This is a genomic window from Streptomyces sp. NPDC006739, assembly GCF_042869815.1.
GTDB lineage: Bacteria > Actinomycetota > Actinomycetes > Streptomycetales > Streptomycetaceae > Streptomyces.
Genome location: NZ_JBIAGM010000017.1, coordinates 81,341 through 106,300, shown reverse-complemented (window position 1 = coordinate 106,300; position 24,960 = coordinate 81,341). Strand labels below are relative to the sequence as shown.

The 24,960-nt window shown below is 71.1% G+C and carries 22 protein-coding genes; 8 read left to right on the top strand and 14 right to left on the bottom strand.

Features of this window, described 5'->3' with window-relative positions:
- Positions 1-62: 62 nt before the first annotated feature.
- A complete protein-coding gene (gene ppc / locus ACFYMM_RS30045; protein ID WP_388391965.1) occupies positions 63-2,822 on the bottom strand; it encodes a phosphoenolpyruvate carboxylase in 2,760 nt (919 codons plus the stop codon).
- Positions 2,823-3,129: 307 nt separating this feature from the next.
- Here ppc and ACFYMM_RS30040 point away from each other — a divergent pair, with 307 nt between their 5' ends.
- From ACFYMM_RS30040 to ACFYMM_RS30030, 3 genes are all read left to right on the top strand, one after another.
- Positions 3,130-4,137 carry an acyl-CoA desaturase gene (locus ACFYMM_RS30040; RefSeq protein WP_388391964.1) on the top strand — a complete coding sequence of 336 codons (1,008 nt, stop codon included), beginning with the start codon at positions 3,130-3,132 and terminating at the stop codon, positions 4,135-4,137.
- Positions 4,134-4,811 (top strand): TetR family transcriptional regulator, encoded by a 678-nt coding sequence (locus ACFYMM_RS30035; RefSeq protein WP_388391962.1) that lies wholly within the window; start codon positions 4,134-4,136, stop codon positions 4,809-4,811. Before ACFYMM_RS30040 ends, ACFYMM_RS30035 begins: the two co-directional genes overlap by 4 nt.
- A gap of 61 nt (positions 4,812-4,872) precedes the next feature.
- The gene (locus ACFYMM_RS30030; RefSeq protein ID WP_388391960.1) at positions 4,873-5,124 is read left to right on the top strand and encodes a type II toxin-antitoxin system Phd/YefM family antitoxin; all 252 of its coding nucleotides are present in this window, start codon (positions 4,873-4,875) and stop codon (positions 5,122-5,124) included.
- A gap of 41 nt (positions 5,125-5,165) precedes the next feature.
- Here the strand turns inward: ACFYMM_RS30030 and ACFYMM_RS30025 are convergent, their stop codons facing one another.
- Positions 5,166-5,990, bottom strand: a complete 825-nt coding sequence (locus ACFYMM_RS30025; protein ID WP_388391958.1) for a trans-aconitate 2-methyltransferase — start codon at positions 5,988-5,990, stop codon at positions 5,166-5,168.
- A gap of 104 nt (positions 5,991-6,094) precedes the next feature.
- Here ACFYMM_RS30025 and ACFYMM_RS30020 point away from each other — a divergent pair, with 104 nt between their 5' ends.
- Complete coding sequence (locus tag ACFYMM_RS30020; RefSeq protein ID WP_388391956.1) at positions 6,095-6,592, top strand: MarR family winged helix-turn-helix transcriptional regulator; 498 nt, start codon at positions 6,095-6,097, stop codon at positions 6,590-6,592.
- On the opposite strand, the gene ACFYMM_RS30015 is transcribed toward ACFYMM_RS30020, so the two are convergent.
- Positions 6,551-7,318, bottom strand: a complete 768-nt coding sequence (locus ACFYMM_RS30015; RefSeq protein ID WP_388391954.1) for a LuxR C-terminal-related transcriptional regulator — start codon at positions 7,316-7,318, stop codon at positions 6,551-6,553. The two genes, ACFYMM_RS30020 and ACFYMM_RS30015, sit on opposite strands and share 42 nt — an antisense overlap.
- 245 nt (positions 7,319-7,563) lie before the next feature.
- Here ACFYMM_RS30015 and ACFYMM_RS30010 point away from each other — a divergent pair, with 245 nt between their 5' ends.
- Complete coding sequence (locus tag ACFYMM_RS30010; RefSeq protein ID WP_388391952.1) at positions 7,564-8,058, top strand: GNAT family N-acetyltransferase; 495 nt, start codon at positions 7,564-7,566, stop codon at positions 8,056-8,058.
- Here ACFYMM_RS30010 and galK read toward each other — a convergent pair.
- From galK to galT, 3 genes are read right to left on the bottom strand one after another with little or no spacing between them, the layout of a single operon-like run.
- A complete protein-coding gene (gene galK, locus ACFYMM_RS30005) occupies positions 8,000-9,154 on the bottom strand; it encodes a galactokinase (RefSeq protein WP_388391950.1) in 1,155 nt (384 codons plus the stop codon). The two genes, ACFYMM_RS30010 and galK, sit on opposite strands and share 59 nt — an antisense overlap.
- Positions 9,154-10,122 (bottom strand): UDP-glucose 4-epimerase GalE, encoded by a 969-nt coding sequence (gene galE / locus ACFYMM_RS30000; protein ID WP_388391948.1) that lies wholly within the window; start codon positions 10,120-10,122, stop codon positions 9,154-9,156. Before galE ends, galK begins: the two co-directional genes overlap by 1 nt.
- Positions 10,119-11,180 carry a galactose-1-phosphate uridylyltransferase gene (galT, locus tag ACFYMM_RS29995; protein ID WP_388391946.1) on the bottom strand — a complete coding sequence of 354 codons (1,062 nt, stop codon included), beginning with the start codon at positions 11,178-11,180 and terminating at the stop codon, positions 10,119-10,121. Before galT ends, galE begins: the two co-directional genes overlap by 4 nt.
- Before the next feature lie 205 nt (positions 11,181-11,385).
- Here galT and ACFYMM_RS29990 point away from each other — a divergent pair, with 205 nt between their 5' ends.
- Both ACFYMM_RS29990 and ACFYMM_RS29985 read left to right on the top strand, forming a co-directional pair.
- Complete coding sequence (locus ACFYMM_RS29990; protein WP_388391945.1) at positions 11,386-13,077, top strand: sodium:solute symporter family protein; 1,692 nt, start codon at positions 11,386-11,388, stop codon at positions 13,075-13,077.
- Positions 13,078-13,097: 20 nt separating this feature from the next.
- The gene (locus ACFYMM_RS29985; protein ID WP_388391943.1) at positions 13,098-13,448 is read left to right on the top strand and encodes a hypothetical protein; all 351 of its coding nucleotides are present in this window, start codon (positions 13,098-13,100) and stop codon (positions 13,446-13,448) included.
- A 64-nt stretch (positions 13,449-13,512) separates the two neighbouring features.
- Here ACFYMM_RS29985 and ACFYMM_RS29980 read toward each other — a convergent pair whose 3' ends face one another.
- From ACFYMM_RS29980 to ACFYMM_RS29965, 4 genes are all read right to left on the bottom strand, one after another.
- Positions 13,513-14,184 carry a LuxR C-terminal-related transcriptional regulator gene (locus ACFYMM_RS29980; RefSeq protein ID WP_388391941.1) on the bottom strand — a complete coding sequence of 224 codons (672 nt, stop codon included), beginning with the start codon at positions 14,182-14,184 and terminating at the stop codon, positions 13,513-13,515.
- A gap of 177 nt (positions 14,185-14,361) precedes the next feature.
- On the bottom strand, positions 14,362-16,095 hold the full coding sequence (locus tag ACFYMM_RS29975; RefSeq protein ID WP_388391939.1) for a PQQ-binding-like beta-propeller repeat protein: 1,734 nt from the start codon (positions 16,093-16,095) through the stop codon (positions 14,362-14,364).
- 77 nt (positions 16,096-16,172) lie between these two features.
- Positions 16,173-17,909 (bottom strand): PQQ-binding-like beta-propeller repeat protein, encoded by a 1,737-nt coding sequence (locus tag ACFYMM_RS29970; RefSeq protein ID WP_388391937.1) that lies wholly within the window; start codon positions 17,907-17,909, stop codon positions 16,173-16,175.
- 180 nt (positions 17,910-18,089) lie between these two features.
- A complete protein-coding gene (locus ACFYMM_RS29965) occupies positions 18,090-19,892 on the bottom strand; it encodes an ABC-F family ATP-binding cassette domain-containing protein (protein WP_388391935.1) in 1,803 nt (600 codons plus the stop codon).
- A 182-nt stretch (positions 19,893-20,074) separates the two neighbouring features.
- Between ACFYMM_RS29965 and ACFYMM_RS29960 the strand changes: the two genes are divergently transcribed.
- A complete protein-coding gene (locus ACFYMM_RS29960; RefSeq protein ID WP_388392107.1) occupies positions 20,075-20,668 on the top strand; it encodes a Uma2 family endonuclease in 594 nt (197 codons plus the stop codon).
- 10 nt (positions 20,669-20,678) lie between these two features.
- Here ACFYMM_RS29960 and ACFYMM_RS29955 read toward each other — a convergent pair whose 3' ends face one another.
- From ACFYMM_RS29955 to ACFYMM_RS29940, 4 genes are all read right to left on the bottom strand, one after another.
- Entirely contained in the window at positions 20,679-21,572 is an 894-nt protein-coding gene (locus tag ACFYMM_RS29955; protein WP_388391933.1) for a 4-(cytidine 5'-diphospho)-2-C-methyl-D-erythritol kinase, read from the bottom strand.
- The gene (gene rsmA / locus ACFYMM_RS29950) at positions 21,569-22,474 is read right to left on the bottom strand and encodes a 16S rRNA (adenine(1518)-N(6)/adenine(1519)-N(6))-dimethyltransferase RsmA (RefSeq protein WP_388391931.1); all 906 of its coding nucleotides are present in this window, start codon (positions 22,472-22,474) and stop codon (positions 21,569-21,571) included. The genes ACFYMM_RS29955 and rsmA overlap by 4 nt, the downstream gene beginning before the upstream one ends.
- Before the next feature lie 39 nt (positions 22,475-22,513).
- Positions 22,514-23,893: a ubiquitin-like domain-containing protein gene (locus ACFYMM_RS29945; RefSeq protein ID WP_388391929.1), complete on the bottom strand. Its 1,380-nt coding sequence runs from the start codon at positions 23,891-23,893 to the stop codon at positions 22,514-22,516.
- A 159-nt stretch (positions 23,894-24,052) separates the two neighbouring features.
- Entirely contained in the window at positions 24,053-24,931 is an 879-nt protein-coding gene (locus ACFYMM_RS29940; RefSeq protein WP_388391927.1) for a TatD family hydrolase, read from the bottom strand.
- Positions 24,932-24,960 lie beyond the last annotated feature (29 nt).

Genomic DNA, 24,960 nt, shown 5'->3' with positions numbered 1-24,960 from the left:
GCCGTTCGCACGGGAAGTGCCCCCGGGGTGCGGCCCCGGGGGCACAGCCGTGCCGAGAACGGTCAGCCGGTGTTGCGGAGGCCCGCCGCCACTCCGTTGACGGTGAGCAGCAGGGCGCGGGCGAGCAGCGGGTCGGGTTCGGTTCCGGCGGCGGCCGCGTCGCGCTGGCGCTTGAGGAGGGTGACCTGGAGGTAGGAGATGGGATCCAGGTAGGCGTCGCGGATGGTGAAGGTCTGCCGGAGGGCGGGCTGGGCGTCGAGCAGTTCGCTCTCCCCGGTGACCTTGAGGACCTCGGCGACGGTCAGGTCGTGTTCGGCCCGGATGGTGTCGAAGACGTGCTTGAGGTGGTCGGGGACGAGGGTGTCGACGTAGTGCTGGGCGATGCGCAGGTCGGTCTTCGCGAGGGTCATCTCGACGTTGGAGATGAAGTTGCGGAAGAAGTGCCACTGTTCGTGCATCTCGTCGAGCACGCCCTCTCCTCCCGATGTTGCGGTCAGGCCGGCCTCGCGCAGGGCCTTGAGTCCGGAGCCGACGCCGAACCAGCCGGGGACGATCTGGCGGGACTGGGTCCAGCCGAACACCCAGGGGATGGCGCGCAGGCCGTCGAGCGAGACCCCGGAGCCGGGGCGGCGGGAGGGGCGGGAGCCCAGGTGCAGGTCGGCGAGCTGGTCCACCGGCGTCGACGCGAGGAAGTACGTCGGCAGGTCCGGGTCCTCGACGAGTCGGCGGTAGGCGGCGTGGGCGGCGTCCGAGACGACGTCCATGGCGGCGTCCCAGCGGGCGAGGGCCTCGTCGGACTGGCGGGGGGCGGTGTGCAGGGCGGAGGCCTGGAGGGTGGCGGCGACGGTCAGTTCCAGGTTCTCCCTGGCCAGGGAGGGGATGAGGTACTTGTCGGAGATGACCTCGCCCTGTTCGGTGACCTTGATCTCGCCTTCCAGGGTGCCCCAGGGCTGGGCGAGGATGGCGTCGTGGGAGGGGCCGCCGCCGCGGCCGACGGTGCCGCCGCGGCCGTGGAAGAGGCGGAGGCGGACGCCGTAGCGGTGGGCGACGTCGCGCAGCCGGCGCTGGGCGCGGTGGATCTCCCACTGGCTGGTGGTGATGCCGCCGAACTTTGAGGAGTCGGAGTAGCCGAGCATGACCTCCTGGACGTCGCCGCGCAGCGCGACCAGGCGCCGGTAGGACGGGTCGGAGAGCATGTCCTCGAGGATGGTGTCGGCGGCGCGCAGTTCGTCGGTGGTCTCCAGGAGGGGGACGATGCCGATCTTGGCCCAGCCGGCGTGCAGGTCCAGCAGGCCGGCCTCGCGGGCGAGGACGGCGGCGGCGAAGACGTCGTCGGCGCCCTGGCACATGGAGATGATGTAGGACTCGATGACCTCGGGGCCGAAGACTTCGAGGGCCTTCTTGACGGTCTGGAAGACGCCGAGGGTCTTGGCGGCGGCCGCGTCGACGGGGGCGGGGGTGGGGGCCAGTGGCCTCCTGGAGCGCAGTTCCTTGGCGAGGAGCCTGCCGCGGTAGTCGCGGGGCATGTCGGCGTAGCGCCAGGATTCCTCGCCGAGGCGGTCGAAGAGCTGGCCGAGGGCGTGGTGGTGGGCGTCGGCGTGTTCGCGTACGTCGAGGGTGGCGAGCTGGAGGCCGAAGGCGGCCAGGGTGCGGATGGTGCGGTTGAGGCGGCCGTCGGCGAAGAGGGCGCCGCGGTGCTCGCGCAGGGAGGTCTGGATGATCCGCAGGTCCTGGAGCAGTTCGGCGGTGCCCAGGTAGTCGCGGCCGGTCTCGTGGGCGGTGCCCTTGGCGAGGCGCTGCTTGGTGTTCTCCAGCTTCTGCCGGATGCAGGTGGCCTTCAGCCGGTAGGGCTCCTCGGCGTTGAGGCGCTTGTAGCGGGGGCTGATCTCGGGCAGGAGGTCGAGGTCGGCCTTGAGGGATTCGAGGAGTTCTTCGGTGGCGCCGGTGTAGCGGATGGAGTTGGACAGGAAGCCGCGCAGTTCGTCGATCATCTGCAGGGCGTCGTTGATGCCGTGTTCGTGCTGGAGGATGAGGACGTCCCAGGTGACCTGGGGGGTGACGTTGGGGTTGCCGTCGCGGTCGCCGCCGATCCAGGTGCCGAAGGTGAGGGGGCGGGTGGTGTCGGGGAGCTTGACGCCGACCCGTTCGAGTTCGGCGGTGAGGTCCTCGAGGACGTCGCCGACGGCGTCGGCGTGGAGTTCGTCGAGGTAGTAGATGGCGTTGCGGGCCTCGTCGGCGGGTTCGGGGCGCACGACGCGCAGTTCGTCGGTCTGCCAGACGAGGTCGATGTTCTCGGCCAGCCGGGTGTCGTGGCGGCGGCGGTCGGACTCGATGACCGGGGTGTCGAGGAGGGCGGCGACGCGCCGGAGCTTGTTGAGGACGGAGCGGCGGGCGGCCTCGGTGGGGTGGGCGGTGAAGACCGGGCGGACGTTGAGGTGCTCGACCCGCTGGCGCAGGTGCTCGGGGTCGGCGTCCTTGAGGCGGTCGGCGGTGCGGGCGAGGAGGCCGCCCTCGGCGGCGCGGCGGGCGCGCAGTTCGCGGCCGCGGTGCACCTGTTCGGTGACGTTGGCGAGGTGGAAGTAGGTGGAGAAGGCGCGGACCAGCTTGGCCGCGGTCTCCAGTTCGATGCCACGCAGCAGTTCGGCGGCGGCCTCGCCGTCCTCGCGGGTGAGGCGGCGGACCTTCTCGACGAGTTCGAGCAGCTCGGGCCCTTCCTGCCGGACGAGGGTCTCGCCCAGGAGGTCACCCAGTCGGCGGATGTCGGCGCGCAGCTCGCTGCTGGTTGTCGTGGTGCGCGTGGTCAGGTCGTCGGCACTGCTCACAGGTGCGGCTCCTTGCAGTGTTGAAGCTCGTCCGGGAGGGAACCCGGGGTGTCCGGCCGGCGTGCGGCGGATGCCGCATACGGGCCGGATCGTCCGGGAAGGAATCTGAGCGGACCGCGCTGTCCGACCGACTCCCAGGATAGGTGGCGACGCGGACGCGCTGGTTCTCGGGCTCTTGCCGCCGGACGACGCGCTGCCATACTTACGACGCCGTAGGTTACGGAACCGTAGGGAAATACCGCTGGAGTCCCGTTCGGTCCCGGCGGCCCGGCATCTGCCCAGACCCTCGACCCCACAGGGGACGCGCATGAACTCTGGTTCCGATGTGATCGAAGACGCCAGGAAGGCTCCCGACGGTCAAGCTCCCTCCGCCACGCTGGGCGGTGAGCAGAAGCGTTCGATCGAGCAGATCACGCTGCTCCTCTTCATCACCGTGCCCTTCCTGGCGCTGCTGGCGGCGGTGCCGCTGGCGTGGGGCTGGGGGGTGAGCTGGCTCGACCTGGGCCTGCTGGTGTTCTTCTACTTCCTGGGGTGCCACGGCATCACGATCGGTTTCCACCGGTACTTCACGCACGGTTCGTTCAAGGCGAAGCGGCCGTTGCGGATCGCTCTGGCGATCATGGGCTCGATGGCGGTGGAGGGGCCGCTGGTGCGCTGGGTGGCCGATCACCGCAAGCATCACAAGTTCTCCGACGCGGAGGGGGACCCGCATTCGCCGTGGCGGTTCGGGGAGACCGTGCCGGCGCTGATGAAGGGCCTGTGGTGGGCCCACATCGCCTGGATGTTCGACGAGGAGCAGACTCCGCAGGACAAGTACGCGCCCGATCTGATCAGGGATCCTGCCATCCGGGCGATCTCCCGGCAGTTCGTGCTGTGGACGGCGCTGTCGCTGGCGCTGCCGCCGGTGATCGGCGGTCTGGCCACGATGTCCTGGTGGGGGGCGTTCACCGGGTTCTTCTGGGGGTCACTCGTCCGGGTGGCTTTGTTGCACCATGTGACGTGGTCGATCAACTCGATCTGCCATGCGGTGGGCAAGCGGCCGTTCAAGTCGCGTGACCGTTCGGGGAACGTGTGGTGGCTGGCGGTGCTGTCGTGCGGCGAGTCCTGGCACAACCTGCATCACGCGGACCCGACCTCGGCGCGGCACGGGGTGATGCGCGGGCAGGTGGACTCCTCGGCGCGGTTCATCCGCGTCTTCGAGAAGTTCGGGTGGGCGTACGACGTGCGCTGGCCGTCACGCTCGCGTATCGATTCGCGTCGTAACACCGGGGAAGACGGCTCTCGGCGCCGGAAGGAGACGGCCGAGGCGGCATGATTGACGCCGTGGCGACCGATCCCAGCAGCACCCCGAGCAATGAGAAGCCGCGGCGCGTGCGTCGCACCCGGATGACCGGTGCGGAGCGTCGCCAGCAGCTGCTGGAGATCGGTCGCACCCTCTTCGCGGAGCGGGGTTTCGAGGGCACGTCGGTGGAGGAGATCGCGGCGAAGGCCGGGGTGTCCAAGCCGGTGGTGTACGAGCACTTCGGCGGCAAGGAGGGGCTGTACGCGGTGGTGGTGGACCGCGAGATGCGGCGGCTGCTGGACATGGTGACCGGTTCGCTGACGGCCGGCCATCCGCGGGAGCTGTGCGAGCAGGCGGCCTTCGCCCTGCTGGACTACATCGAGGAGTACACGGACGGGTTCCGCATCCTGGTCCGCGACTCCCCCATTCCCCAGTCGACGGGTACCTTCGCCTCGCTGATCTCCGACATCGCCACCCAGGTGGAGGACATCCTGGGCCGCGAGTTCAAGTCCCGCGGCTTCGACCCGAAGCTGGCCCCGCTCTACGCCCAGGCCCTGGTCGGCATGGTCGCGCTGACCGGCCAGTGGTGGCTGGACGTGCGCCGCCCGAGGAAGGCGGAGGTGGCCGCCCACCTGGTGAACCTGGCGTGGCACGGCCTGGACGGGCTGGAGCCGAAGCCGCGGCTGATCGGGCACCGGAAGAGCTGAGATCGCCGGAACGGGTGAAACCCGGGAATCGACGGATTGTTCTTGTTGGGACGTTGTCGGCATGACTCGGATCGCCATCTCAGCCGCCCGCTCCCAGCTCGGCGACCTCGTGCGCCGCGCCGCGTACCACCGCGAGACGATCGCGCTCACCGACCATGGCCATGCTGCCGCGCTCCTCGTCTCACCGCAGGTGCTGGAGGACCTGGAGGACGCCCTGGCCGTCGCCGATGACCTGCGGCGCAAGGCGGAGGGAACGCTGGGTGAGGGCATCCCGCACGAGGAAGTCGGACGCATGCTCGGGCTGCGCCCGTGACCTGGGCGCCGTAGGCCTCGATGTCCGGCACCCGTCTGGTGTCACTCCTCCTTCCGGGCCACCGCGAACAGTCGGCGGAAGGGCAGGACCGTGCCGTACGGGGCGCTCGGGTAGGCCGTTCGCAGCAGGTCCCGGTACTCCGTCACGAACGTGTCGCGGGCCTCGGGGTCGTCGGCGAGGGCGGTGAGGGCGGGGCGCAGGCCGGTGCCCTTCACCCAGTCGAGGACGGGGTCCTCGCCGGCGAGGACGTGGAAGTACGTCGTCTCCCACACGTCGGCCGCGCAGCCGAGGCGGGTCAGCCGGTCGAGGTAGACGCCGGGGGTGTGCACGGAGTCCTCGGCGCGCAGGACGCCGGCGAGGCGGGATTTCCAGCGGTCGGTTGCGGCGAGTTCGCGCATCAGGGCGTGCAGGGGTGCGTCGAGGTTGTTGGGGACCTGGAAGGCGAAGGTGCCGCCGGGGGTGAGGGCGTCGAGCCAGGCGGAGAAGGCGTCGAGGTGTCCCGGGATCCAGTGCAGGGCGGCGTTGGAGACGATCAGGTCGTACGGCCGTGAGGGCGTCCAGGTGCGCAGGTCGGCGTGGCGGAAGTCGAGGCGTCCGCCGCCCGGGGTGGGCCCGCCGTGCTCGACGGCGGCCTTGTCGAGCATCTCGGCAGAGTTGTCGTACCCGGTGATCTCGGCGGTGGGCCAGCGGTCGGCGAGCAGGACGGTGACGTTGCCGGGGCCGCAGCCGAGGTCGGCGATGCGGGGCCGGTCGGCGGGCAGGTCGGGGACGCGGGCCAGCAGGTCGGCGAAGGGGCGGGCGCGGTGGCCGGCGTGGCGCAGGTACTGGGCGGGGTCCCAGGAGGGGCCGGTCGGGTGAGGGGTCATGGGCGTCACCTTCCCAGAAAATTTATCTCGACGTCAAGAGATATTGAATCGAGAAACTCGACATCAAGAGACTTCACATCGACACAACCACTACACTGATCGTCATGGAGGACGAGGTCGATCGGCTGGTCGCTGCGTGGCGCCGGGAGCGCCCGGACCTCGACGTGGAGCCGCTGGAAGTACTCAGCCGGGTCAGCAGACTGGCCCGGCACCTGGACCGGGCGCGCCGGCTGGCCTTCGCCGAGCACCAGCTGGAGCCGTGGGAGTTCGACGTGCTGACCGCGCTCAGGCGCGCCGGAACGCCGTACCAGCTCTCCCCCGGTCAGTTGCTGACCCAGACCCTGGTCACCTCCGGCACGATGACGAACCGGATCGACCGGCTGGCGAAGAAGGGCCTGGTCGAACGGCTGCCCGACCCCAGCGACCGGCGGGGCGTGCTGGTCCGGCTGACCGAGGTGGGCCGTGACCGCGCCGATGAGGCACTGGCGGGCCTGCTGGAGCAGGAGCGGGCGATCCTCGCGGAACTCACCCGCGCCCAGCGCAGCGAACTGGCCGGCCTGCTACGCCAGTTGACCGCCCCGTTCGACAACATCCCCGGCTAGGTCCACCGGGCCCACCCCGGCGCGCCGCGCGAGCGCCACGGCGGCCAGGGTGGAGTGGACGCCCAGCTTGCCGAGGACGTTCTGCATATGGGTGCGCACGGTGTGGGGGGACAGGAACAGCCGCTCGGCGACGGCCTTGCGCCCCAGACCCGCGACCATGCACCGGAGCACTTCCCGCTCCCTCGGCGTGAGGGACTCCACCAGCCGCTCGCTCTCGGTGCGGTGCTTGCGGGCGGCCGTCAGCTCCTTGAGCACGCCGGTGAGCAGCGCGGGCGGCAGATGCGTCTCGTCGCGCAGCACACCCCGGATCACCGTCAGCAGCCGGGACAGCGAGCAGTCCTTGGCGACCCAGCCCGAGGCGCCGGCCTGCAGGGCGAGCGCGGCCCGCCGGGGGTCGTCCTTCTCGGCGAGCACGACGATCCGTACGCCGGGCTGCGCCGAACGGACGCCGGTCACCAGCGAGATGCCGTCGACCAGGCCCTCCTCGTTGCCCTCGCGCACCGGCACCGCCGCGCGCACCCCGGGCAGCCGGCCGCCCAGGTCGGCGTCGACGAGCAGCACGTCGTAGCGGCGGCCCTCGGCGGCGGCGCGTTCCAGGCAGCGCAGTGCCGCCGGACCGCTGCCGGCCGCGGAGACGTCGACATCGGGCTCGGCGGCCAGGGCGGCGGCGAGCGACTCGGCGAAGATGCGGTGGTCGTCGACGACCAGGACTCGGATGCGAACCACTGAAACCCCCACTGGCCCGGAGAACGACGACCTCGCGGTTACGACACCCCGCGGCTGACGCAACACGCACCGCACGGCCGCCGCCGTGCGAACACTGCTACCCCCACCGCGGGTGCCGTACCCGCCTGTCTCGCCCCCTGATCAGCACCGGCCCCCACCGGTACTGCACATCAGGGTACGGACCAGGGCGGCCGGCGGAAGACTATTTGCAGAACTGGCCGTCCTGCGCGTTTATGGTGTGCCGCATGTTTCGTATTGAGGCGGAAGTCGACAAGGCCCGGCGCGATCTGCTCCGTTCCCGCCTGCGGGACAGCAACACGGCGGCGTCCCCGGTCCTGGCCGCGCTGCGCGGCACCCCCGGCGAACGCGAAGCGCCGCTGCACGTGTGGGCGTTGGACCCGGCCGGGAAGCTGGCGGGCGGCCTGGTCGGCCACACCTGGGCGGCCTGGCTGCACGTGACCTACCTGTGGGTCGACGCCCGCCACCGGGGCGCGGGCCTCGGCTCGCACCTGCTGGCGAAGGCCGAACGCATCGCCCGCACCGAACGGGGCTGCCGCCGCGCCCGCCTGGAGACCTGGGACTTCCAGGCCCCCGACTTCTACCGCAGGCGCGGCTACCAGGTGGTGTGCGTGATCCCCGACTATCCGCCGGGGATCACGGAGTACACGCTGACGAAGACCCTCAGCCGGCCCGCCGCGCCCCCGCGGCCGGTACCGCCTCGAACACGCGGGGCGCGGTGAAGCCCGCCGCGGCGAAGGCCTCCTGAACGGCCTTGGTGATCGTGTCCACGTCCGGGGCCTCGGCCAGGACGATCGCCGAGCCGCCGAAGCCGCCGCCGGTCATGCGGGCGCCCAGGGCGCCGGCCGACAGCGCCGTGTCGACGACCAGGTCCAGCTCCGGGCAGGAGATGCGGAAGTCGTCGCGCAGGGAGGCGTGACCCTCGGTCAGGACCGGGCCGATCGCGCGGGTGTCGCCGGACTCCAGCAGGGCGACGACGCGTTCGACCCGCTGGTCCTCGGTGACCACGTGGCGGACCAGGCGGATCACCTCCTCCTCGTCGCCGAGGCGGGCGAGGGCCGCGTCCAGTTCCCCGTACGGCACGTCCCTGAGCGCGTCCACGCCCAGCAGGGCCGCGCCCTTCTCGCAGCCGGCCCGGCGCTTGCCGTACTCGCCGCCGCTGTGGGCGTGCTTGACCTGGGTGTCGACGACCAGCAGGCGCATGCCCTCGGCCGCCAGGTCGAAGGGGATCTGCTTCTGGGAGAGGTCCCGGGTGTCGAGGAAGAGGGCGTGGCCCTCCTCGCAGCACGCGGACGCCGTCTGGTCCATGATCCCGGTCGGCGCGCCGACGTAGACGTTCTCGGCGCGCTGGCACAGGCGGGCCAGCTGCCAGCGCTGCAGACCGAGGTCGTACAGGTCGTTCAGCGCCAGGGCGACCACGACCTCCACGGCGGCCGAGGACGACAGGCCGGCGCCGGTCGGGACCGTGGAGGCCAGGTGGATGTCGGCGCCGGTGACCGGGTGGCCCGCCTCGCGCAGCGCCCAGACCACGCCCGCCGGGTAGGAGGTCCAGTTCTGGTCGCTCCCGGGTGCGAGGGCGTCCAGCGACAGCTGTACGACACCGCCCTCGATGTCCGAGGAGTGCAGGCGCAGCACGCCGTCCTCGCGGCGCGAGACGGCCGCCGTCGCCACGTGCGGCAGCGCGAACGGCATGACGAAGCCGTCGTTGTAGTCGGTGTGCTCGCCGATCAGGTTGACCCGGCCGGGCGCCGACCAGACGCCCTCCGGCTCGGCGCCGTACAGTTCGACGAAGTCCTCGCGGACCTGCTGTGCCCCCACTACTGCTCCCTTGCGATGTGCTGGGCGAACTCCCAGGCGTCGGCGACGATACCGGCGAGGTCCGCGCGCCGCGGCTGCCAGCCGAGGCGCTCGTGGGCGCTTCGGGCGGACGCGACCAGGACCGCCGGGTCGCCGCCCCGGCGCGGGGCCACCACCTCGGGGATCGGATGGCCGGTGACCTGGCGGACGGTCTCGATGACCTCGCGCACGGAGAAGCCGTTGCCGTTGCCGAGGTTGCAGATGAGGTGCTCGCCCGGCCGGGCGGCCCGCAGCGCGAGGAGATGGGCCTCGGCCAGGTCGGCGACGTGGATGTAGTCGCGCACGCAGGTGCCGTCGGGGGTCGGGTAGTCCTCGCCGAACACCGAGATCGCGTCCCGGCGGCCCTGGGCGACCTGGAGGACCAGCGGGATGAGGTGCGACTCCGGGTCGTGCCGTTCGCCCTGCGCGCCGTAGGCGCCCGCCACGTTGAAGTAGCGCAGGGAGACCGCTCCCAGGCCGTGGGCGGCGGCCTCACCGGTGATCATGTGGTCGACGGCGAGCTTGGAGGCGCCGTAGGGGTTGGTGGGCCTCGTCGGGGCGGTCTCGACGATCGGGACCTCCTCCGGCTCGCCGTAGGTCGCCGCCGTGGAGGAGAAGACCAGCGTGCGCACGCCCGCCTCGCGCATCGCGCCGAGCAGGGCCATGGTGCCGCCGACGTTGTTGTCCCAGTACTTCTCGGGCTTCACCACCGACTCGCCGACCTGCGAGGAGGCGGCGAAGTGCAGGACGCCGTCGTAGGAGGGGTCGAGCCACTTGCCGGCGTCGCGGATGTCGCCCTCGATGAACGTGGCCCCGGCGGGCACGCCCTCGCGGAAGCCGGTCGAGAGGTTGTCGAGGACGGTGACCGTGTGGCCGGCCTCCAGCAGGTGCTGGGCGACCACGCCGCCGACGTACCCGGCGCCGCCGGTGACCAGATACTTCCCGCTCATGAACTCGCTACCTCCCGCAGTCGCTCGGCCGCGAACTCCGGCGGCACGTCGTTGATGAACACGCTCATGCCGGACTCGGAACCCGCGAGGAACTTCAGCTTGCCGGAAGTGCGGCGGACGGTGAAAAGCTCGAGGTGCAGCGCGAAGTCGTCGCGGTGCACGCCGTCGAACTCCTCCAGCGCGCCGAACGGGGCCTGGTGCCAGGCCGCGATGTAGGGCGTCGGAGGCTCACCCTCGCCGAAGATCCGGTCGAAGCGCCTCAAGAGTTCCAGATACACCTGGGGGAACTCTGTGCGCGCGTCCTCGTCGAGGCCGAGCAGGTCGGGCACGCGGCGCTTGGGGTAGAGGTGGACCTCGTACGGCCAGTGGGCGGCGTACGGCACGAAGGCGACCCAGTGTTCACCCTCAAGGACGACCCGCTCCCCGGCGAGTTCCCGCTCCAGGACGGCGTCGAAGAGGTTCTGCCCGCCGGTCGCCTCCTTGTGGGCGGCCAGGGAACGCAGCATCAGTGCGGTGCGGGGGGTGGTGAACGGGTAGGCGTAGATCTGGCCGTGCGGGTGACCCAGGGTCACACCGATCTCCGCACCCCGGTTCTCGAAACAGAAGACCTGCTCGACGGAGGGCAGATGAGACAGCTCCGACGTCCGGTCCGTCCACGCCTCCAGGACGAGCGCCGCCTGCTCCTCGGTGAGGTCGGCGAAGGACGCGTCGTGGTCGGAGGTGAAGCAGACCACCTCGCAGCGGCCGGAGTCGCCGGCCAGCGAGGGGAAACGGTTCTCGAAGACGACGACGTCGTACGACGAGTCCGGGATCTCGCTCAGCCGGTCGCCCTCGGTCGGGCACAGCGGGCACTCGTCGGCCGGCGGGTGGTAGGTGCGGCCCTGCCGGTGGGAGGCGATGGCGACCGAGTCGCCGAGCAGCACGTCGGGGCGGATCTCGGAGGTGGTGACCGTACGGTCCAGCGGGCGACGGTCGACCGCGTCGCGCACGGTGTCGTCCCGAAGGTCGTAGTAGATCAGCTCACGACCGTCGGCCAGCCGGGTCGAGGTCTTCTTCACGCCGGACTCCTTGTTCAACACCGCCGGGTCGCCCCGAGGGTTTGTCCGCACCCAATCACTCAACACAATCAAACATAACAGACCACACTCGACCACCCCCTGGACCATCACAATCAAACAAAGAACGCCAACAGAAGTGTTCAATAATTGAACGCGGAGGCGTAGGTTCCGCTCTGGATCAGTTCGCGCAACGAAGCGAGTTCTCATGCAAACCCCCACATATGCCCCCACAGAACTGGCTGCGGGGCTACGGCTCCCCACCAACGGGCTGGACTACGCGATCCTGGCGATCTACTTCGTCGTCGTCCTCGGCATCGGCTTCGCGGCCCGCCGCTCGGTCAAGACCAGCCTCGACTTCTTCCTCTCCGGACGCTCGCTGCCCGCCTGGATCACCGGCCTCGCCTTCATCTCGGCGAACCTGGCGGCCACCGAGATCCTCGGGATGGCCGCCAACAGCGCCCAGTACGGCGCGTACACCGTCCACTGGTACTGGATCGGCGCCATCCCGGCCATGGTCTTCCTCGGCCTGGTGATGATGCCCTTCTACTACGGCAGCAAGGTCCGCTCGGTCCCCGAGTTCCTGCTGCTGCGCTTCGACAAGGCCGCCCACCTGCTCAGCTCGATCCTGTTCGCGTTCGCCGCGATCCTGATCGCCGGCGTCAACCTCTACGCCCTGGCGATCGTCGTCGAGGCGCTGCTGGGCTGGCCCCAGTGGGTGGCCATCCTGGTCGCCGGCGCCTTCGTGCTGGCGTACATCACCCTCGGCGGCCTGTCCTCGGCGATCTACAACGAGGTGCTCCAGTTCTTCGTGATCCTGGCGGCCCTCATCCCGATCGTGGTCCTGGGCCTGAAGAAGGTCGGCGGCTGGGGCGGTCTGACCGACAAGCTCACCGCGACCCACGGCGCGAACTTCACCACCGCCTGGGGCGGTACCGGGATCGGCAGCGTCAACCCGCTGGGCGCCAACTGGCTGACCATCGTGCTCGGTCTCGGCTTCGTCCTGTCCTTCGGCTACTGGACGACGAACTTCGCCGAGGTGCAGCGCGCGCTGTCCGCGAAGAACCTCTCCGCCTCCCAGCGCACCCCGCTGATCGCCGCGTACCCGAAGGTCTTCATCGTCTTCCTGGTGATGATCCCGGGCCTGGTCGCCGCAGCCCTGGTGCCCAAGATCGGCACCCCCGGCTCGAAGCTGCAGTACAACGACGCCATCCCCTACCTGATGCAGGAGCTGCTGCCCAACGGCGTCCTCGGCATCGCGGTGACCGGTCTGCTCGCCGCCTTCATGGCCGGCATGGCCGCCAACGTGTCGTCCTTCAACACCGTGTTCACCAACGACATCTGGGCCCGCTACGTCGTCAAGGGCCGCGAGGACGCCTACTACGTGCGCTTCGGGCGCCTGATCACCGTGATCGGCGTGGCCGCCTCCGTCGGTACGGCGTTCCTGGCGTCCTCGTTCTCGAACATCATGAGCTACCTGCAGACGCTGTTCTCCTTCTTCAACGTGCCGATGTTCGTCGTCTTCATCGTCGGCATGTTCTGGAAGCGCGCCTCGGCCAGGTCCGGCTTCTGGGGCCTGCTCGCCGGCACCGTGACCGCGATGGTCAACTACTTCGTGCTCTACAAGAAGGGCATCATCTCGATCCCCTCCGACCAGGGCGCCAACTTCGTGTCCGCGATCGCCGGCTTCGTGGCCGGCGCGGTCGTCATGGTCGTGGTGTCCCTGTTCACGAAGCCGAAGCCGGCCGAGGACCTGCAGGGCCTGGTCTACGGCACCCGCTCCCCCGGCATGGCCGAGCCGCCCGCCGCCGGCGACGACGCCTGGTACCGCAGGCCCGCCCTGCTCGGCTGGGGCTCGGTCGTCCTGGCCGCCGTCTGCTACATCCCGTTCTCGTTCTGACGCGGGAGGATTGAGAGACCATGACCGAGAACTCCGGCCCCCTGGGCCGCCACGGGTACTCCGAGCAGGACGTCCAGCGGGAGGTCACCGACCTCGAGAGCAAGTCGGCGACCGCCGCCCGCATCTTCGACCTGCGGCGCATCATCGGCGGCCTGTTCGTCGTCTACGGCGTCATCGTCACCGTCACCGGCATCACCGACTCCAAGGCCGCGATCGACAAGGCCCAGGGAGTCAACATCAACCTCTGGACCGGCATCGGCATGCTGCTCCTGGGCCTGTTCTTCCTGGCCTGGCTGAAACTGAGGCCCACTGCGCCCCCGCTCCCCCCGGAGGCCGGCCCGGACCACCAGGAGCCGACCGAGCCGAGGTGACGCGCCCCGGGTCCCGAGCCGGATCGGTGCCGTGGAGGGCGTGCGTGCCTGTCCGCGGCACCGGTCACGGCGGGGGGACCGCCCGGTCCAGCAGGCCTGTGCGGGCCGCCAGGGCCGCCGCCTCCAGGCGGGAGCCGACGCCCAGCTTCATCAGGACCCGCTGGACATGGGTGCGGGCCGTGCTCGGGGCGATGCCCATGCCGGCCGCGATGAGCCGGGTGTCCTCGCCGTCGGCCACTCTGACCAGGACCTCGACCTCGCGCGGGGTGAGCATCTGGAGCAGGCGCTGGCCCTCGTCGTCGGGCTGGGCGGCGGGGTTGAGCAGTTCGCCGAAGGCGACCTGGAGGAGCTGCGGCGCGACCGCCGCCTCGCCCGCCCTGGCCTTCATGATCGCCCGCTCGACACCCTCGATGCGCTCGTCATGCCGTACGTACCCCGACGCACCGGCGGCGAAGGCCGCCGCGATCCCGCGCGGCGAGGGCACCGGACCCAGCACCAGCACCGCCACCTGGGGTCGCTCCCGCTTGATCCGCACCACCGGGTCGAAGATCCCGGGCTCGGCCGGCACCGACGTCCCCAGCAGGCACACCTCGGGCGCCCGTGCGATCACCAGCTCCGCCGCGCCCGCGGCCGGCGCCGCCGCCGCGAGCACCCGGTGTCCGCGCAGCTTGAGCGCCGAGGCCAGCGCCTCCGCGAGCAACCGGTGGTCGTCGACCACCATGAGCCGCACTCCCATAGAGCAACCCCCCAGCCCCAGGTACCCCGCCCCTCATGCCCCCGGAAGCTACACGCTTGTTCGACGTTGCGCTGCCCCTACCGATGAGAAGTGCCCCGGATCGATGAAATTGGTGGCATTCCCTCGCTAAGGGGGCGCACGGCACGCGCCTCGGGCGGGCGCGCGCCGCGCGCGCGATCAGCCCCCCGTGCCGAACGCGACCACCAGGTCCTCCTTCTCCGAGCCGGAGGACGGCTTGTCGGCGTAGACGGCCGACATGAAGAGGCGGCCCCGCGCGTAGACGTACTCCGCGATGTCCGGCAGCATGCTGGACTCCAGGTCCCGGGCGCTCTGCGTGGCGGGGTTCTCCAGCAGTTCGGTCTCCTTGAAGGAGCCGCCGTCGATGCTGACGATCTGGCCGCCCTTGTCGTACGGCGGCTTCTTGTAGGCGATCAGGTTGCCGCCGTCCATGCGCAGCGGGGAGAGCGTGTAGCCGTCGCCGGAGTCGGCGCGCTGGCCGGTCTGCTTGCCGGTGGCCAGGTCGAAGGCGATGACCTCGTTGCTCTCGCTGACCGGGCCGGTGCCGTTGTGCACCTCGGTGGGCACGTACAGCCGGTCGTTGCCGACGGCGATCTCGGTGCAGTAGTCGATGCGGGTGAGGCCGTCGCAGTGGCCGCCGTAGGTGTCGCTCGGCGCGGAGATACGGGTGCGCAGCGTGCCGGTCCTGTTGTCGATGGAGAAGTAGTCCGAGATGCCGCTGCCGTCCTTGGCGCTGTCGCCGACGTCGGCGGCCACCACCAGCGGGTCGGTGGAGACGACACTGGCGTAGTCGATGCCCTGGGCCATCTTGTACTCGGAGATCACCTTCCCGGACTTCGGGTCGATGGTCTGGATGTGCAGCTGCTTGTTGTCGAACTCACCGCAGGTGCGCACCGCCACCAGCTTGGCGCCGCCGGCGTAGCCGCCGTCGTAGCAGGTGTCGGCCTGCTTCGGCTGCCACAGCACATCGCCGGAGGTGATGTCGAAGGCGGCGCCACCGTTGGTGCTGCCGACCGCGACGGTGTGCTGGGCGACCGTGACGTTACGGAAGCTGATCGGGAAGTCACCCGAGCCGACCGACTTGGTCCACAGCTTTTTGCCCGCCTTCAGGTCGATCGCGGCGATCTGACTGCATCCCGCGGTGGAGCCCTTGGCGGGCATCTTCGGCTGGAAGGTGATCGCCGCCAGGTTGTCCGCGGTGACCTCCCGGCTGGCCGCGCACACCGGGCCGGACAGCTTGATCGTCCACACCTTGCCGCCGGTGGTGGGGTCGTAGCCGACGATCTCGGCGACGCCGCTCTTGGCGTACACCTTGTCGGTGAGCCAGGAGCCGGGGGTGGCGACGGTGTCGTTCACCTTGGGCATCGGGACCTGGTAGAGGAGCTTGGCGGCGGGGTCGGCGGGCGCCTTCTCCTTGGCGCCGGAGGAGGGGCCGCCGGTGCCGCCACCGTCCCCGCCGCCGGTGCCGCCGCCGGAACTCGCGGTGTTCTCCTTCTTGCCGGCGCCGCCGGAGGACTTGGCGTACCAGATGCCGCCGCCGACGATCAGGGCGATCGCGACGAGCGCGGCCACGACGATGACGAGCGTCGTCCTCGGCCTGCCCGAGCCGCCCGGCTGCCCGGGCTGCGGCTGCATGGGCACGGTGGGCTGCCCCGGATAGCCGTAACCGGGCTGGGGCCGCTGGCCGTAGGCCGGCGGCCCGCCGTACGGGGCGGCGGGGGGCGGGGCCGGCTGCGCGTACGGGTTCGGCGGCTGGGCCGGGTAGCCGTAGCCGGGGGCGGGCGCGGGCGGCGGGTAGCCGTAACCGGGCTGCTGGGGCGGCTGGCCCTGGGGCGGGCCGAAACCGCCCTGCTGCGGGGGCTGATGGGGCGGCGGCGGAGGCGGCTGGGTCATGACGGAGGTACCTCGGGAAGACTAGGAAGGGAAGAAGGGAGGGGATGACGGCAGAAGCGCGATCGCGCGGCCCGGGCTCACTTGCCGAACGCCATCATCAACTTCGCCTTGGTGTCGCCGTTGCCGGACAGCTGGGTGGTGGAGATGTAGAAGCGGCCGTCGGCCCAGTCCACGGCACCGTCGTAGAAGCCGTCCTCGATCTGCGCGGTGCCCTGCGGGTTCTGCAGCAGCTTCGTGGTGGGGTGGCTCGAACCGGTGGTCGGCATCGACACCACCTGGCCGCCCGCGTCGTACGACGGGTGCACATACGCGACGAGCCTGCCGCCCGCGACCTCGACCGGGTACATCGACTCGGCCGCCGGGGACCTGGTCCGCCATTTCGCCTTGCCGTCCACGAGGCTGATGGCGACGATCTCGTTGGCGCCGGTGCTCGCCTGGGTCGGCAGATAGAGGGTGTCGGCGTCGGCGGCGACGCCCTGGCAGCCCTGGAGGTCGCCGTCGATCGCCCAGCCGCACTGGGGGGCGAACTTGTCGTCGACCTTCACCTCGGAGCGGAACCTGCCGGAACCGGTGAAGGTGGAGATGTTCCAGGCCTTCTTGTCCTCGTTGGTCAGGTAGACCACGAGGGGGTCGACGGAGTACGTCCGCGCGACCGACCAGCCCTTCTTCACCTTCTGCGTCCAGCGGACCCGTCCGGTGGCCGGATCGAGTTCCTGGATCTCGTCGTGCGCGTCGCCGCCGCCCGCGCCGCAGGAGGCCACCTGGACCAGCCGGCCGGTGCCGCCCGCGAACGCCGACGGGAAACAGGCCGCGCCGTACTGCTTCTTGTCGTACAGCTTCCTGCCGCTGTCGATGTCGTACGCCGTGCCCGACTGCGAGCGGCCCACCATCAGCGTCCTGCCGCTGACGGTCAGTCGGATGTCGATCGCGCTGTCGAACAGGCCGCCGTCGTCGACCGTGCCGCTCCAGCCCCGGTGGCCGGTGTCGAGGTCGATCTCCTGGAGCTGGTTGCACTTGGCGCGGTCGCTGACACCGCTCATGTAGGCCACGACGATCTTGTCGTCCGCCGACTTCTGCCCGGTGACCGCGCAGATCTTCTGCGGGAAGGTGACCGGGGCCCAACTCGGGTCGCCGTTGCCGACGTCGTAGGCGAAGACCTGCCGGTACGCCGCCTTCACCGCCACCTTGCCGGTGATCCACATACCGGGCGCGCCGGCCCCGGAACCGGGCACGTCGGGCGCGGTCTTGTACCAGAGGACCTTGGCCTCACCGGGCCGGCGGCCCTTGTTCAGGTTCTCCGGGTCCGAGCCGCCGCCGCTGCCGTCGCCGGGGTTGACCGGGCTGTCGGAGGCGGAGGGCCTGTCGTCCTGGCTCCGGTGGGCGACCGGCTTCTTCTGACCGTCGCCGCCGCCGCTCGTGACCGCGTAGACGGTGCCGCCTATGACCAGCAGCGCGGCCACCGCGGCGCCGATGACCAGCGCGGTCCTGCCCTTGAACGGGCCGCCGCTGCCGCCGGGGGGCGGGGTGCCGGGCACGCCCGGGTACTGCGGCTGCTGCGGATACCCGTAGCCGGGCTGCGGTCCGTACGGCCCCGGCTGCTGCGGCTGTCCGTACGGTCCGGGAGGCGCGGGCGGCGCGCCGTACGGGCCCGGCTGGGCGTAGGGGCCGGGCTGGGCGTACGGGCCCGGCTGCTGGGGGTATCCGTAACCCGGCTGGGGCGGCTGATGAGGAAGAGGAGGAGGTGCGCCGGGTGGTGTGCCCTGCGGTGTTCCGTGACCGCCGTACTGCGGCGGCTGGTCGGGCGGCTGAGCCATCAGCGTTCTTCCCCCTCGTTCACTGATTTTTAGCCAGTTCTCAGACCGCTCTTTCTATCACCGGAACTGACGGCCCACCGGCCCGGACCAGCCCTCGTACCCAAGGGAGAGCCGGGCCGTGATACCGCCGTTACGCGCCTTCACGCCCCCTTCACGCGGCGCACGCAACGCCGCCGCGCCCTATGCCTCGTCGGCCAGTTCCAGCCAGCGCAGCTCCAGTTCCTCGCGCTCGGTGGCCAGGTCGCGCAGCTGGGCGTCGAGTTCGGCGACCTTGGCGAAGTCGGTGGCGTTCTCGGCGATCTGCGCGTGCAGCCGGGTCTCCTTCTCGGAGACCTTGTCCAACTGCCGTTCGATCTTCTGCAGTTCCTTCTTGGCGGCACGCTGGTCGGCGGCGCTCTTCTCGGGTACGGCCTTCTGCGCGACCGGCGACGCGGCGGCGACCGCCTCCTCCATCCGCCGGCGGCGCTCCAGGTACTCGTCGATGCCGCGCGGCAGCATCCGCAGGGTGGCGTCGCCGAGGAGGGCGTAGACCCGGTCGGTGGTGCGCTCGACGAAGAACCGGTCGTGGGAGATGACGATCATCGAGCCGGGCCAGCCGTCGAGGACGTCCTCCAGCTGGGTGAGGGTCTCGATGTCGAGGTCGTTGGTGGGCTCGTCGAGGAAGAGGACGTTGGGTTCGTCCATGAGCAGCCGCAGCAGCTGCAGCCGGCGCCGCTCGCCGCCGGACAGGTCACCGACCGGCGTCCACTGCTTCTCCTTGTTGAAGCCGAACGTCTCGCACAGCTGCCCGGCGGTCATCTCGCGCCCCTTGCCGAGGTCGACCCGCTCCCGCACCTGCTGGACGGCCTCCAGGACGCGCAGGTTCGGGTTCAGCTCGCCGACCTCCTGGGAGAGGTAGGCCAGTTTGACGGTCCTGCCGACGGCGACCCGTCCGCCGACCGGCTGGGTCTCGCCCTCGGTGCGGGCCGCCTCGGCCATCGCCCGCAGCAGGGAGGTCTTCCCGGCGCCGTTCACCCCGACCAGGCCGATGCGGTCACCGGGCCCGAGCTGCCAGGTGACGTGCTTGAGCAGCACCTTGGGGCCGGCCTGGACGGTCACGTCCTCCAGGTCGAAGACCGTCTTGCCCAGCCGCGAGGACGCGAACTTCATCAGCTCGCTGGTGTCCCGGGGCGGCGGTACGTCCTTGATCAGCTCGTTGGCGGCCTCGACCCTGAAGCGCGGCTTGGACGTCCGTGCGGGGGCACCGCGCCGCAGCCAGGCCAGCTCCTTGCGGACCAGGTTCTGCCGCTTGGTCTCCTCGGTGGCGGCGATGCGCTCGCGCTCGGCGCGGGCGAAGACGTAGTCGGAGTAGCCGCCCTCGTACTCGTAGACGGCGCCCTTCTGCACGTCCCACATGCGGGTGCACACCTGGTCCAGGAACCACCGGTCGTGCGTCACGCACACGAGCGCGGAGCGCCGCTCGCGCAGATGGCGGGCGAGCCAGGCGATGCCCTCGACGTCGAGGTGGTTGGTGGGCTCGTCGAGGACGATCAGGTCCTGTTCCTCGATGAGCAGCTTGGCGAGCGCGATCCGGCGCCGCTCGCCGCCGGACAGCGGCGCGATGACGGTGTCGAGGCCCTGCGGGAAGCCGGGCAGGTCGAGGCCGCCGAAGAGCCCGGTCAGTACGTCTCTGATCTTGGCGTTTCCGGCCCACTCGTGGTCGGCGAGGTCCCGGATGACCTCGTGCCGGACGGTGGCCTTCGGGTCGAGGGAGTCGTGCTGGGTGAGCACCCCGATGCGCAGTCCGCCGGAGTGGGTGACCCGCCCGGTGTCGGCCTCCTCCAGCTTGGCGAGCATCCGGATGAGGGTGGTCTTGCCGTCGCCGTTGCGTCCGACGACCCCGATCCGGTCCCCTTCCGACACGCCGAGTGAGACGCCGTCCAGCAGGGCACGGGTGCCGTACACCTTGCTGACGTTCTCGACATTGACCAGGTTGACGGCCATTTCACTCCTGTGCGCGGGGCTGGATCGACATGCGGCTCCGCCGCGTGGGTCAGCCTTCTAGCGTAGGGCCTGCGGGGCGGGGGGCGGAGCGCGAGGGTGCGGTCACTCTTTGTGATGACGTGATCGGTAACGGGCCGCTACCGTGGAGGGCAGGCAGCAGGATCCCGTCCATGGGAGGAACCATGACCGCCGAGTCCCTAGAGCACCGCGTCCAGTGGCCGGTGCCGCCGCAGGACGGCTACACCGTGGACGATCTGTTCACGCTGCCTGATCTCCCGCCGCACACCGAGCTGATCGACGGGAGCCTGGTTTTCGTGAGTCCGCAGCGCCGTTTTCATGCCAATGTGATCGACCTGCTTGTCGGCGGCCTGCGCACGACGGTGCCCGCCGAGTTCAGGGTCAGTCGGGAAATGACAGTCGTGCTGGACAACCGCAATGGGCCGGAGCCCGATGTCAGCGTCGTCCGCGCCGACTCCATCACGGGCTCTCGGCAGACGAAGTACGAGGCCATGGACGTGCTCCTCGCCATCGAGGTCGTCTCCCCGGACTCGGAGTCCCGCGACCGCACGACCAAGCCCCAGAAGTACGCCGCTGCGGGGATCTCGAACTTCTGGCGCGTCGAGGAGAACGGCACGAGCGGCAGGCCCGCCATCCACGTCTACGAACTCGACCCGCTCACCAGGGCATACATCCACACCGGCATGCACCGTGACCGCATCAAGGTCGACAAACCGTACTCGATCGACATCGATCTGACCGCGATCGACGAACTCTGACGGGCACCCTCTAGACCACCGCCGCCCCCGCCACCGGCCCCGCCGCCGTCCGTACCGACCCGCACGTGCCGGACGTGCGCAGGGTCGCCGCCACCTTCTCCGCCGACTCGGCATCCCGGGCGAGGAACGCCGTGGTGGGCCCGGACCCGGAGACCAGCGCGGTGAGCGCACCCGCCGCCCGCCCCGCCTCCAGCGTCTGGGCCAGTTCCGGGAACAGGGACAGCGCCGCGGGCTGAAGGTCGTTGGACACGGCCGCTGCCAGCGCCTCGACGTCACCCTTCGCGAGCGCCTCCAGCAGCTCCGCCGAAGCCACCGGCTCCGGGATCTCCCGCCCCTCGGCCAGCCGGTCGAACTCCCGGAAGACCGCCGGGGTCGACAGCCCCCGCCCGGCCATCGCGAACACCCAGTGGAAGGTGCCGCCGACCTCCAGAGCGGTCAGCAGCTCACCGCGCCCGACCCCGAGGGCCGCGCCGCCCACCAGACTGAACGGCACATCGCTGCCCAACTCGGCGCAGATGGCGAGGAGTTCACCGCGGGTGGCGCCCGTCCCCCACAGCGCGTCGCACGCGAGCAGCGCGCCCGCGCCGTCCGCGCTGCCGCCCGCCATGCCACCGGCGACCGGGATGTCCTTGGCGATGTGGAGATGCACGGCCGGCTCGATGCCCCGGCGCTCCGCGAGCGCGATCGCCGCCCGCGCGGCGAGGTTGCTCCGGTCCAGGGGCACCTGGTCGGCGTCCGGTCCCTCGCAGGTGACGCGCAGTTCCTCGGCCGGGGTGACCGTCACCTCGTCGTACAGGCCGACGGCGAGGAAGACGTTGGCGAGGTCGTGGAAGCCGTCGGGGCGCGCGGCGCCGACCGCGAGCTGGACGTTGACCTTGGCCGGGACCCGTACCGTCACGCTCACGCGCCCGCCTCCCCGTTCTCAGCGTGCTCCCCGCTGACCGCATGTTCCGCGTGCTCCGCGATCCGGGCGAACTCCTCCACCGTCAGCGCCTCCCCGCGCGCCTGCGGCGAGACACCGGCGGCGACCAGGGCCGCCTCGGCGGCCGCCGCCGAACCGGCCCACCCGGCGAGCGCCGCCCGCAGGGTCTTGCGGCGCTGCGCGAACGCCGCGTCGACGACCGCGAAGACCTCCTTCCGGGAGGCCGTGGTCCTGATCGGCTCGGTGCGCCGGACGAGGGAGACCAGCCCGCTGTCGACGTTGGGCGCGGGCCAGAAGACGTTGCGGCCGATCGCCCCGGCCCGCTTGACCTCGGCGTACCAGTTCGCCTTCACGGACGGTACGCCGTACACCTTGGAGCCGGGCGCGGCGGCGAGCCGGTCGGCGACCTCGGACTGCACCATCACCAGCGTCCGCTCGATGCTGGGGAAGGTTTCCAGCATGTGCAGCAGCACGGGCACCGCCACGTTGTACGGCAGGTTCGCCACCAGGGCCGTCGGGGCCGGGCCGGGCAGTTCGGCCACGTGCATCGCGTCGGAGTGCACCAGCGCGAACCGGTCCGCGCGCGCGGGCATGCGCGCCGTGATCGTCGCGGGCAGCGCGGCGGCCAGGACGTCGTCGATCTCGACGGCGGTGACGCGCTCGGCGGCCTCCAGCAGCGCCAGGGTGAGGGAGCCGAGGCCGGGACCGACCTCGACGACCACGTCCTCGGGCCGGACGCCGGCGGTGCGGACGATACGGCGGACCGTGTTGGCGTCGATCACGAAGTTCTGGCCGCGCTGCTTGGTGGGGCGTACACCGAGCGCTGCCGCCAGCTCACGGATGTCGGCGGGGCCGAGGAGGGCGTCGGGGGTGGGGCTGCTCACGGGACAAGGGTACGGGCCGTGCTGAACCCTTTCGGCCGCTCACCCGTGCAGCCGGGCCCCGCAGTGCGGCCAGGGGCTGGTTCCGCGCCGCATGTACAGCTTCTTCGCGCGGTCCGTCTGTTCGGAGGCGGGCGCGTCCTGGGGGCGGCCGCTGCCGCCGAGGCTGTGCCAGGTGTTCGCGTCGAACTGGTAGAGCCCGCCGAAGATCCCGGAGGGGTCGGTGGCGTGCGGCCGGCCGCCGGACTCGCAGGTCGCGAGCCCGTGCCAGTTCAGGCCGTCGGTGCTGTGCGTGGAGGGGGGCAGCGGCTTGGTGCCCACCTTCACCACCTGCTTCTGCGGTTCGCGCACCACCTCGGACTTCTCCCGGCGGGGCTTTTGCCGGACGCCGTTGACGGTCCGCAGGAGGTAGGTGACCCGGCGCAGCCCGGCCTGTCCGACCCGTTCGACCACCTCGGTCCCCTTGAACAGGGACGGGTCCTGCGAGCGCTCCGTGCGGAACGGGATCTGTTCCTCGCGGACCTCCTTGGACCCGGTCACCCGCAGCACGGTCACCGTCTGCCCGTCGCGCGGGAAGCTGGTGTCCGGCACCGAGACGGTGTCCTCGCCGCTCAGGGTGATGCCCGCCTCCTCGACCGCCTCGCGGACGGTGGCCGCGTTGGTGCGGATGGTGCGGGTGCGGCCGTCCGCCATGATCGTGACGGCCCGTTCGGTACGCACGTCGAGCGAGAGCCCGGCGCGTCCGATGCTCTGCGAGCGGGAGGCCGACAGGTACGCCCCTTCCGGGCGCACCCCCAGCTGCCGGAGCGCCCCGTCCACGGTGCGCGCCGTCGTCCACACCTCGCGCCGTTCACCGTCCAGCGTGAGCCGGACCGGGCGGCCGTAGCGCACCGCGACCTCGTCCCCGCTGGCGAGCGCGGTACCGGCGGCGGGCGCGACCAGGTCGTGCGCGCCCACCCGCACGCCCTCCTCGGCCAGCAGTCCGGTGACGTCGTCGGCGAAGGTGTGCAGGGTGCGCGGCCTGCCGTCGACGCTCAGCTCGACCGCCTTGTCCTTGGCGACGAACGCGGTGGTGCCGCCGGCGAGGAAGGCGACGACCAGTGCCTGCGGCAGCAGCCGGCGCACGGCCGATTCCGAGCGCTCGGCGGGGCGGGCCCGGCGCCGGCGCGCGGCACGCCGGCCGGCACGGGCGGCGACCCGGGCCCCGGGCACCCGCGGCTCCGGCTCCTCGTCGGCGGGCAGGGCCGGCGACCGGCGCGGCGGGGGCAGCACCGGTTCGGGGACGAAGTAGGCCTGCGCCTCGTAGGCGGGCTGGTAGGTGTCCTCGTACATGCCGTACGGCAGGGTCGCCGCGCCGTGCACGCAGGCGTCCGGGCCGGGGGGCTCGAACGTTTCGTACGTCTCGTACCGCGAGTTGCTCACGCCGACACGCTCCAGAGGGCCTGAGGGGGTCCGGATCGGGCCCCCAGAACCTAGCGGAGCGGACGTCACTCTCCAAAGCGACGCGACTACGGACCGTTGTGCCTCGAACGGACGACCGTCCTGACGTTCAGTAACGATCAATACCCGTATCAATAACGGTCAGTAGTCGAATGCGCGAGCCGTGTTCGCACCCAGGGCCGTCGCCAGCGCGTCCTCGTCGATGCCGCGCACGGCCGCCATCGCCCGGACGGTGACGGGGACGAGATACGGGGCGTTGGGCCGGCCCCGGTACGGCACCGGGGTCAGGAAGGGCGCGTCGGTCTCGACGAGGACCAGTTCCAGCGGGGCGACCGCGAGGGCGTCGCGCAGGTTCTGGGCGTTCTTGAAGGTGATGTTCCCGGCGAAGGACATGAAGTAGCCCTCACGGGCGCAGACCTCGGCCATCTCGGCGTCGCCCGAGTAGCAGTGGAAGACCGTGCGCTCGGGCGCGCCCTCCTCCTTCAGGACGCGCAGGACGTCGGCGTGCGCGTCGCGGTCGTGGATGACCAGGGTCTTGCCGTGCCGCTTGGCGATCTCGATGTGGGCGCGGAAGGACCGCTCCTGGGCCGCCTTGCCTCCGGGACCGGTGCGGAAGTGGTCGAGCCCGGTCTCGCCGACGCCCTTGACCTGGGGCAGGCCGGCCAGCCGGTCGATCTCGGCGAGGGCCTCGTCCAGCGCGGCCTGGCCACCCGGCTCGCGGGCGCCCTGCCTCGACCAGCCGTCGGGGTCCCCGTGGACGATGCGCGGGGCCTCGTTGGGGTGCAGGGCGACGGTCGCGTGGACGCCGTCGTACGCGGCGGCCGTCTCGGCGGCCCAGCGCGAGCCCTTGAGGTCGCAGCCGACCTGGACGACCGTCGTCACCCCCACCGACGCGGCCTTCGCGAGGCCTTCCGCGACCGTGCCGGACTGCATGTCGAGGTGGGTGTGGGAGTCGGCGACGGGCACCCGGAGGGTCTCCGGGAGCGGCGGTGCCGCGTTCTTGTCGGCGTTCGAAGGCATGTCCCGATCCTACGAAAGGGACATGCCCC